This is a genomic window from Streptomyces laculatispora (assembly GCF_017353455.1).
GTDB lineage: Bacteria > Actinomycetota > Actinomycetes > Streptomycetales > Streptomycetaceae > Streptomyces > Streptomyces laculatispora.
The window spans coordinates 1-9,909 of the sequence record NZ_JAFMPZ010000429.1 but is presented as its reverse complement, the minus strand read 5'-3'; the positions used below and the strand labels follow the sequence as shown (position 1 = coordinate 9,909).

Sequence of the window (9,909 nt, the reverse complement as noted above, 5' to 3'; positions counted from 1 at the left end):
GTACGCCGCTCCCGCACCGACGCCGCCTGGCCGGCCGAACGGCTCGCCCGCGTTGCCGAGGCCGCCCACGTTCGTGCCCTGGTGGTGGACGAGGCCGCCGCCGATCAATCCTGGGTGCAGGAGACGGCCGCCGACCTGCCGCTGATCGTCGTCGACGCTCTCGGCGGAATCTTACGTGGCGCTCCGGCACGACCGGGCCCGCTGCCCTGTCCGACCCGCGGCGACCGACTCGCCTACGTGATGTTCACCTCCGGCTCCACCGGCCTGCCCAAGGGCGTCGGCGTCACCCATGCCGATGTTCTCGCGCTGGCGGCCGACAGCACCTGGAAGGACGGCGTGTGCGAGGCGGTGCTGCTTCACTCCGCCTACGTCTTCGACGCCTCCACGTTCGAGATCTGGGTGCCGCTGCTGAGCGGCGGCCGTGTGGTTGTCGCACCCGGCGGTGTCGTGGAGGCACGGGTGCTGCACGACATGGTGAACCGGCAGGGTGTCACCGCGCTCTTCCTGACGACGGCACTGTTCAACGTGGTGGCAGAGGCGGACCCGACGGCGTTCGCCGGGCTGCGCATGGTCGCCGCAGGTGGTGAGGCCGCGACCCCGGACCTCATGCAGCGGGTGGCCGCCGCGGCGCCCGCGACGCTCGTCCTGCATGTGTACGGCCCCACGGAGACCACGACCTTCACCGCCCGCCACCCGGTCGACGCCGGCGCCGCGGGCGTGCCGCCCATCGGCCGGGCCCTCGACGGGATGAGCCTGTACGTGCTGGACGACTCCCTCGGCATGGTGCCGCCCGGAGTGGTGGGGGAACTGTACGTGAGCGGTCACGGCGTCGCCCGCGGCTACCAGGGGAGCCCCGCGCCGACCGCCACCCGGTTCGTCGCCGACCCGTACGACACGCGCGGTGGCCGCATGTACCGCACCGGCGACCTCGTCCACCGGGACGACAGCGGCAGCACGTACTACCTCGGGCGCGGCGACGAGCAGGTGAAGCTGCGCGGGCTGCGGATCGAGCCCGGCGAGATCGCCGCCGCACTGGTGGAACACCCCGGTGTGGAGCGGGCGGTGGCCGTCGTACGGCACGACCGGGGTACCGCGCAGCTCGTCGCGTACGTGGTGCCCGCGCAGGGTGTGGAGACCGACGAGGACGCGCTGCTCCTGCACGCCGCCGAGCGTCTGCCCGCGGCGATGGTCCCGGCGGCCGTGGTGGTTCTGGACGCGCTGCCGCTGTCGTCCCACGGCAAGCTCGACCGGACCGCGCTGCCGGCACCGGCCGAACGGACCGGGGACACCGTCCGGCTCCCCGGGTCGGCGCGCGAGGCGGTCCTGTGCGGACTCTTCGCCGAGCTCCTGGATGTCGAACAGGCCGGTGCCGACGACGACTTCTTCCGTCTCGGCGGTGACAGCATCATGGCGATCCAGCTCGCCGCCCGGGCACGGGCGGCCGGTCTGGTGCTCTCGCCGCACGACGTGTTCACCGCACGCACCCCCGCCCGGCTCGCCGTGCTGGCGCGGACGCCCGGCACCGACGCCCCGGCCGAGGAGGACACCGGGTCCGGGCGGCTGCCGCTCACCCCGGTGATGCACTGGTGGCGCGAACAGGTCCGGGACACCTCGGCGTTCACCCAGTCCATGCTGTTCCCGCTGGCGCCCGGCACCGGACTCGCGGCGATCGAGGAGGCCGTCGCCGCCCTGACCGAGCGGCACGCCGCGCTGCGGATGCGGCTGGTGCGCGACGGCGACACCGGCTGGGAGCTGGAGGTGCCCGCCGAGCGCGCGCCGGCCGGGGCGCGAGCCGTCCGGCTGGCCGTGGCGGCGGACGCCGACCTGCACTCCCGGGCGACGGAACTGGCGCGCACCGCCACCCTGCGGCCCGAGGACGGCGAGATGGTGCGGGCGGTGTGGCTGGACCCCGGTCCAGCCCGGCCCGGCGCCCTGGTCCTGACCGTGCACCACCTGGCCGTCGACGGGTTCTCCTGGCGGGTGCTCGGTCAGGAACTGGCCGCGGCGCTCGACCCCCGCCCCGAGGACGAAGCGGCGCCCGCGGGGACCGCCTCGTTCACCCGGTGGTCCCGGCTGCTGTCCCGGGAAGCGGGACTGCGCATCGATGAACTCCCCTGGTGGGAAAGGCAGCTGGCGGACAGCGCCGCCCGCCTCACCGGGGACCGGGAGGCGGGCGGGCGCCGGGAGACGCTCACCTTCGAGCTGGGCCCCGAGCTCACCCGGAGTGTGCTCGTCACCCTGCCGGCCGACTTCAACTGCCGTCCCGACGCGGTGATGCTGACCGCGCTGACCGCGGCGGCCGTACAGCGGCGGGGAACCGGATCCGCTCTGCTCGTCCATCTGGAGGGCCATGGGCGCGAGGTCGTCTCCACTCAGGTCGATGTGTCGGGCACCGTCGGCTGGTTCACCACGCAGTACCCGGTCCGGCTGGACATCGGCGCCGCCTCGATGGAGCCCGGCGGCCACCCGGGCGAGGCCCTGAAGTGCGTCAAGGAGCAGTTGCGGGCGGTGCCTTCCGGCGGGCTCGGCTGGGGGCTCCTGCGCTATCTCCACCCGGAGACCGGCCCGGCACTCGCCGTACTGCCGGCACCCGATGTCCGCTTCAACTATCTGGGCCGGTTCACCGCGACCGACGCGGCGGGCGGGCGGCTGCTCGACCTCGGGCCGGACGCCGTCCCGCTGGCGCACACCCTGGAGGTGGACGTGCTGGCCCGCGAGGAGAACGGCGAGCCCCTGCTGGAGGCGAGCTTCTCCTACCCGTCGGGGGTGTTCACCGAGGACGAGGTGGGCGCACTGGCCGCGGCGTGGTCACAGGCGCTCGGAGTCCTCGCGGACCACTGCGGGCCGGACGGCGGAGCCGTCCACACCCCGTCCGACTTCCCGCTCGTCGACCTCACCGGGGACCAGCTCGAACTGCTGGCGCTGGACATGGACTTCGACGATCCGGACGACGGCCTCGACGGCATCGGCCCCGCCCGGCACGAGGACGAGCACGAGGACGAAGACGAAGACGAAGACGAAGGGGAACGACGATGAACGCGCGCATCGCGGACGTACTGCCGCTCTCCCCGCTCCAGGAGGGCCTGCTCTTCCACGCCGCCCGGGAGACCGCGGGACCCGACCCCTATCTGGTGCAGGCCCGGTTCCTGACCGGCCCCGAAACCGCCGAGGAGACGGTACGGGCCTCGGTCACCGCGCTCCTGGACCGGCACCCCAATCTGCGGTCCTGCTTCCGGCACGAGCGCCTGGACCGGCCGGTCCAGGTCGTACCGAAGGCGGTAACGGTGCCGTGGGCCGACGTGGACCTGACGGGCCTCGCCCCGGACGAGGTGCGGGTGCGGACCGAGGAGGCGCTGCGCGAGGACGCGGCGCTCCGCTTCGACCTGGCCCGCCCGCCGCTGGTGCGTGCCACGTTCCTGCGGAACGACACCGGCGGCGAACTGATCGTGTCGTTCCACCACATCCTCCTGGACGGCTGGTCGATGCCGGTCGTCGAACGGGATCTCGCGGCCCTGGTGGCAGGGCGGCCGCTGCCGCCCGCCGCGCCCTACCGGGACTATCTGGTGTGGCTGGGCGGTCAGGACCGGAACAAGGCCGAGGCCGCGTGGTGCGAGGCGCTGGAGGGACTGGAACGGCCCGCGCTGCTGGCGCCCACCGGGCCGGACACTGCACCCGACCGTTCCCAGGTGTGGCTGACCACCGGTCTCACCGGGATGCTGGTCCGGCGGGCCGCCGCGGCGGGCGTCACCCTGAACACCCTGGTGCAGGTCTCCTGGGCCCTGGTGCTGGCCAGGCTGACCGGCTCCCGCGACCTGGTCTTCGGCGCGGTCGTCTCGGGCCGCCCGCACGACCTGCCCGGCGTCGAGTCCATGGTGGGCCTGTTCATCAACACCCTGCCGGTACGAGTCCGGCTGCGGGACGGCGAGCGGGTGGACGAGCTGCTGCGCCGGGTCCAGGACGAGCAGTCCCGGCTGCTGGCCCACCACCACGCCCGCGCCGCCGAGGTGCAGCGTGCCGCCGGGGTCGGTGAACTCTTCGATTCCATCATCGCCTTCGAGAACTTCCCGCGAACCGAAGGGAGCGAGGACGCCCCCGGCGCCGTGCGGCTGGCGAAGGTGACGGACGCGACGCACTACCCGGTCACGATCGCAGCGGTCGCGGAGGACCGGCTGCTGCTCTCGGTGAGCTGTCGCCGGGGCATCTCGGCGACCGCGGTCTCCGGGCGCCTGGCCCACGTACTGGAGCAGTTGGCCCGTTCCCCGCACACACCGGTGGACGACATCGACGCGCTGCCCGTGGCGGAGCGGCACGAGCTGCTGGCCCTGGCCGACGGCCCCTCCCGGGCGCCTGCCGCGCCTGCCACCGTGACCGGGCGGTTCGCCGCCCAGGTGGCCCGGACCCCGGACGCGCCGGCCCTCGACGCGGACGGCGAGACCCTCAGCTACGCCCGGCTCGACGCCGCTTCGGACCGGCTGGCCGGCCGGCTCGTCCGGGCCGGCGTGGCGCCGGGGCAGACCGTGGGCCTCCTGCTCCCCCGCTCGGCGTCCGTGGTCGTCGCCCAGCTCGCCGTCCTCAAGGCGGGCGCCTGCTGGCTCCCCCTCGACCCGGCGCATCCGCCGGAGCGGCTGGCCCGGCTGCTGGCCGCGGCGGCTCCCGCCCTCGTCCTCACGGCGGGGGCAGGTTCCACCGCGATCCGGCTGCCCGCCGGAACCGCGGTGCTGGACGTCACCGAGGAGTCCGGTCCCGAGCCCTTCCACGGGGTCCCCGCCCATCCCGGGGCCGCCGCCTGCGTGATCTACACCTCCGGCTCCACCGGAGAGCCCAAGGGAGTGGTGGTCCCGCAGCGGGCGATCACCGAACTCGCCGCCGACGGCCGCTTCGCGGGCGGTGCCCACCACCGGGTGCTGCTGCACAACCCGTACACGTTCGACGCGTCGACCTACGAGGTGTGGGTGCCGCTCCTGAACGGCGGGACCGTGGTCGTCGCCCCCGCCGAGGCGATCACTCCCGACCTGCTCAAGCGGGTGGTCCCCGACCGGCGGGTCACCGCCCTCATGCTCACACCCGAACTGCTGCGCACCGTCGCGGAGATCGCGCCCGACGCGCTGTCCGGACTCCGCGAGGTGTGGTCCGGCGGCGACGTCCTCGCGCCCGACACCGTGCGCCGTCTCCACGAGCACTGCCCGGGGACGGTGGTCGTCAACGGGTACGGGCCCACCGAGACGACGGTGTTCGCCACCGCGCACACCGCCACCGAGGAGCCGGCGGGTCAGCCCGGCGGCATCCCCGTCGGGCGGCCCCTGGACAACACCCGGGCCCATGTCCTGGACGACCGGCTGCGCCCCGTCCCGGCGGGCGCCACCGGTGAGCTGTACATCGGCGGCACCGGGCTCGCCCAGGGCTACCTCGGGCGGCCGGTGCCCACCTCGGAGCGGTTCGTCGCCGATCCGTACGGGCCGCCGGGCAGCCGTATGTACCGCACCGGTGACCTGGCCCGGCGGAGGTCCGACGGCGCCCTGGAGTTCGCGGGCCGGGCCGACGACCAGGTCAAGGTGCGTGGCTTCCGGGTGGAACCCGCCGAGGTCGAGACCGTGCTGGCGGACTGCCCCGGCGTGGCACGCGCCGTGGCCGGCGCCCGGCTCGACGCGGCGGGCGGCAAGCTGCTGGCCGCCTGGCTGGTGCCGGCCAGGGACGCGGAGGACGCTTCCGGCGCCCCCGCGGACGAGGCGCAGCGGTGGCAGCGCACCCTCGACCGGGCACGGGCGCACGCCGCGGAGCGGTTGCCCGCGCACCTGGTGCCGTCCCTGTGGGCCCGTATCGACGAGGTGCCGCTCACCCGCCACGGGAAGGTCGACCGGGCCGCACTCCCCGACCCCGGGCGCACCGGGGCACCGGCGGCCCACCGGACTCCGCGCACCCCGCGCGAGCGCGAGCTGTGCGCCCTGTTCGGCACGGTGCTCGGCATCCCCGCGGTCGGGCCCGACACCGACTTCTTCCTGGCGGGCGGCCATTCGCTGACCGCGCTGCGCCTGAAGTCGAAGATCGAGACGGTGCTCGGCGTCCGGATCCCGCTCTCCGCCCTGTTCGACGCACCGACCCCGGCCGCTCTCGCCGCCCGGCTCGACGCGCCACCGTCCGGGAAGGGCCCGGCGCCGCGGACCGCGCTGCGCCCCGGCCTCAGCCGCCCCGCGACGGCGACGGCGACGGCGACGGCCGATCCGCAGCACAACAGCCTGGCGCCCGTGCTCACCCTGCGGGCCGGCGGGAACCTCACCCCCCTCATCTGCGTGCACCCGGGGCTCGGTCTCGGCTGGTCGTACGTGAACCTGCTGCCGCACCTCGATCCGGCCCGCCCCGTGCACACCCTCCAGAGCCCGGCGCTGCTCACCGGCGTGGACCGGCTCCCGCCGGCCATGGGCGAGATGGCGGACCTGTATCTGCCGCGCATCCGTGAACTCCAGCCGCGGGGACCGTATCTGCTCCTCGGCCGGTCCTTCGGCGGGCCCCTCGCCCACGAGCTGGCGGTGCGGCTGCGCCGGGCCGGCGAGGAGGTGCGGATGCTCGCCGTGGTGGACGCCATGCCGATGCCGGACGAGATCCTCGGCACCCCGCTGGACCCCGCCGCCGTCGAGGACGAGATGCTGCGCATCCTGCTCCACTCCCACGCCCCCGGTGCGCCGGTGCCGGACGGGCCGCTGGACCGGGCCACGGTGTTCTCCACCACCCACGAAGGGGCCTTCGACGGCCTGTCCGAGGCCCGTCTGCACACCCTGGTCGACATCGGGGCGCACCACAGCGCGCTCGTACGCACATGGCGGCCGTCCGACTACGGGGGCGGGCTCACGCTCTTCTCCGCGACGCGCGACGCCTGGCCAACCACGGCCGAGAAGACCGGGGCCTGGCGGCGCGTGACCGCCTCGCTCGACGTGCACGAACTGGACTGCGGTCACAGCGACGTACTCAATCCGGGCCCGGCGGCCGAGATCGCCGCGGCCCTCGAATCCGCCCTCCGAGGGGACTGAATCCCATGACCGTCGACGCCGTCGATCTCATCGACCTCTACGCCGGGGAGGGAGGCGGGAACGAGCAGTACGAGTTCCCCGCATCCAATGCCCAGAGCCGCCTGCTGGTCCTGGACCAGCTGAATCCGGGCTCCGCCCAGTACAACGTGCCGGTCGCCTTCGCCGTGCACGGGCCGTTCGACACCTTCGCGTTCGGCCGGGCGCTGGACGCGCTCGTCGCCCGCCACGAGGCGCTGCGGACGGTCTTCCGGACCGCCGAGGACGGCACCCCGGCGCAGCGTGTCTCGGCCGTCGGGCGGGTGCGGCCCGTGATCCACCGGGACGTGCCCGCGGACCGCGCTGACGCCCTGATCCGCGCCGAGGCCGCCCGCCCCTTCGACACCGCCGCGGGGCCGCTGCTGCGCTGCGCCGTGTACGCGGTGGACGACGGCAGCCACCGGGTACTCCTGGTCGCCCATCACCTGGTCTGCGACGGCTGGTCGCTCGGACTGATGCTGGACGGGCTGTCCGAGGGATACCGGCACGAGACCGGGGGTTCGGCGTACCGGCCGGCCGAACTCCCGCTCCAGTTCCCCGACTACGCGGCCTGGCAGCGGGAGCGCACCGCCGACGGCGCGTTCGAGGCGTCCGTGGAGCACTGGGTCGACCGGCTGCGCGGCGCGCCCACCGCCATGGAACTGCCGCTGGACCGTCCGCGACCGCCGGTCCGCACCGCCGCGGGGGGCACCGAGCGCTTCCTGCTCGGCGCCGAGGTCAGGGAACGCCTGGCCGAAGTGGCCGCGGCCCAGGGCGCCACCCCGTTCATGACGGTGTTCGCGGTGTACACCGCATTCCTCTCCCGTCTCTCGGGCGGCGAGGACCTGGTCGTCGGCTACCCGGCATCGGGGCGCGAGCGGCCCGAACTCCAGGAGATGGTCGGGATGCTGACCAACACCCTGGCGCTGCGCGTGGACGTGTCCGGCGACCCGTCGCTCGACGAGCTCACCCGCCGCGTCCGGACCTCCCTGCTGGCGGCCCGGCCGCACCAGGACGCACCGTTCGAGGCGGTGGTCGACACCCTCGCCCCGGTCCGTGAGACCAGCCACGACCCGGTGGTGCAGGTGGCGCTCAGCTACGAGGACGAGGCGGCGCCCGGTCTGCGGCTGGCCGGGGCCACGACCGAGCGGCTCGCCCTGACGCTGGACACCGCCAAGTTCGACTTCCACCTGTTCGTGGAGCGGTGGGACGATCTGCTCGCCGCCCAGTTCATCTACCGCAGCGACCTGTTCGAGGCCGCTACGGTCCGCCGCTGGACGGACAACTTCCGCACCCTGCTGGCCGGGCTCCTCGCGGACCCGTCCGCGCCGCTGTCCAGCGTGGAGATGGTGGGGGCCGACGAGCGCCGCCGGATCATCGACGGCGCCGACCGGCTCGCCGAGGCCGCGCCGCTGGACCGTCTGGTGCCGGACCTGATCTCCGACCGGGCGGCCGAACGCCCCGACGCCACGGCCCTGGTCTGCGGCGGCCTCCGGCTGAGCTACGCCGAACTGCTCGGCCGGGCGGACGCGCTGGCCGCCCGGCTGCGCGCCGCCGGGGTCCGGCCCGGCTTCCGGGTCGGCCTGCTCCTGCCGCGCTCGGCCGACCAGGGCATCGCGGCCCTCGCCGTCCTGCGCGCGGGCGGCGCCTACGTACCGCTGGACCACGCACAACCGGAGGCCAGGCTCCGCCACATGCTGGAGAGTTCGGGCACGGGTCTCCTGCTGACCGCCCGGAAGACCGCGGAGAAGGGGGCGGGCCTGGAGGTGCCGTGCATCCGGGTCGACCGCCCGGCCGTCACGGACCCGGTCATGCCGGCGCCCGCCGCGACCGCAGCCGCACCGGCGCCCGGAGATCTCGCCTACGTCCTGTTCACCTCGGGCTCCACCGGGGTCCCCAAGGGCGTCGCCGTCGAGCACCGGGCGCTGGTCAACCTCACCCGGGCGGTCCGGCACTCCTTCCCCGTGAACGCCGACGACCGGGTGCTGCAATTCGTCTCGTTCGGCTTCGACGTGGCCGTCTCCGACCTGTTCTTCCCCTGGGTGGCCGGAGCCGAGCTGCACATCCCACGGGAGGACGAGCGGATCGGCGAGGCGCTGCTGGAGCGGCTGCGGGACTCCCGCATCACGTACGTGTTCCTGCCGCCGTCCGCCGCGATGCTGCTGCCCGACCTGACCGGGCAGCTGCCCGACCTGCGGACCGTCGCGGTCGGCGGCGAGGCGTGCCCGGCCGAGCTGGTCGGACGGCTCAGCGCGCCCGGCCGGCGGATCGTGAACGCGTACGGGCCCAGCGAGGTGACCGTCTACGCGACCACCGGGGACCTCACCCCCGGTGAGCCGGTGGCGCTCGGCGGCACCGTGCCCGGGGCCCGTGTCTACGTCCTGGACGAGCTGCTCCGGCCGGTTCCCGCCGGGGTCGCCGGTGAGATCTACGTGGCCGGCGCCTCGCTGGGACGGGGCTACATCGGCCGGCCGGGCCTGACCGCGGAACGGTTCGTCGCCGACCCGCACGGCGCACCGGGCACCCGGATGTACCGCACCGGCGACCTCGGCCGGATCGACGCGCACGGCCTCATCCACTACCTCGGACGCACCGACCTCCAGGTCAAGCTGCGCGGCGTACGCATCGAACTCGGCGAGATCGAGACCCTGCTGGCCGGCGCGCCGGGCGTCGCCCTGGCGGCGGCCACCGTGCGCGGCACGGGCACCGCGCAGCGGCTCGTGGCGTACGTGGTGGGCCGGAACGGGGAAGCGCCCCCGGACGCGGAGCTGCGCGCCCATCTCGCGAAGCGGCTGCCCGGGTCGATGGTGCCCGAGGTGTTCGTGCGCCTGGACGAGATGCCGATCAACGGCAACGGCAAGCTCGACCGGGC

3 protein-coding genes are annotated in these 9,909 nt (G+C 74.7%); all 3 read left to right on the top strand.

Translation table 11 applies throughout. The features are described from left to right. Positions 1 to 3,036, top strand: a 3,036-nt coding sequence (locus J1C73_RS21275; protein WP_207317817.1) for a non-ribosomal peptide synthetase, incomplete at its 5' end; no start/stop codon positions are given. Further along, positions 3,033 to 7,022, top strand: coding sequence for a non-ribosomal peptide synthetase (locus tag J1C73_RS21270; RefSeq protein ID WP_207317816.1), 3,990 nt, complete (start codon positions 3,033 to 3,035; stop codon positions 7,020 to 7,022). The genes J1C73_RS21275 and J1C73_RS21270, both read left to right, overlap by 4 nt. A 5-nt stretch (positions 7,023 to 7,027) precedes the next feature. Then, a partial coding sequence (locus tag J1C73_RS21265; protein ID WP_207317815.1) for a non-ribosomal peptide synthetase occupies positions 7,028 to 9,909 on the top strand: 2,882 nt, incomplete at its 3' end.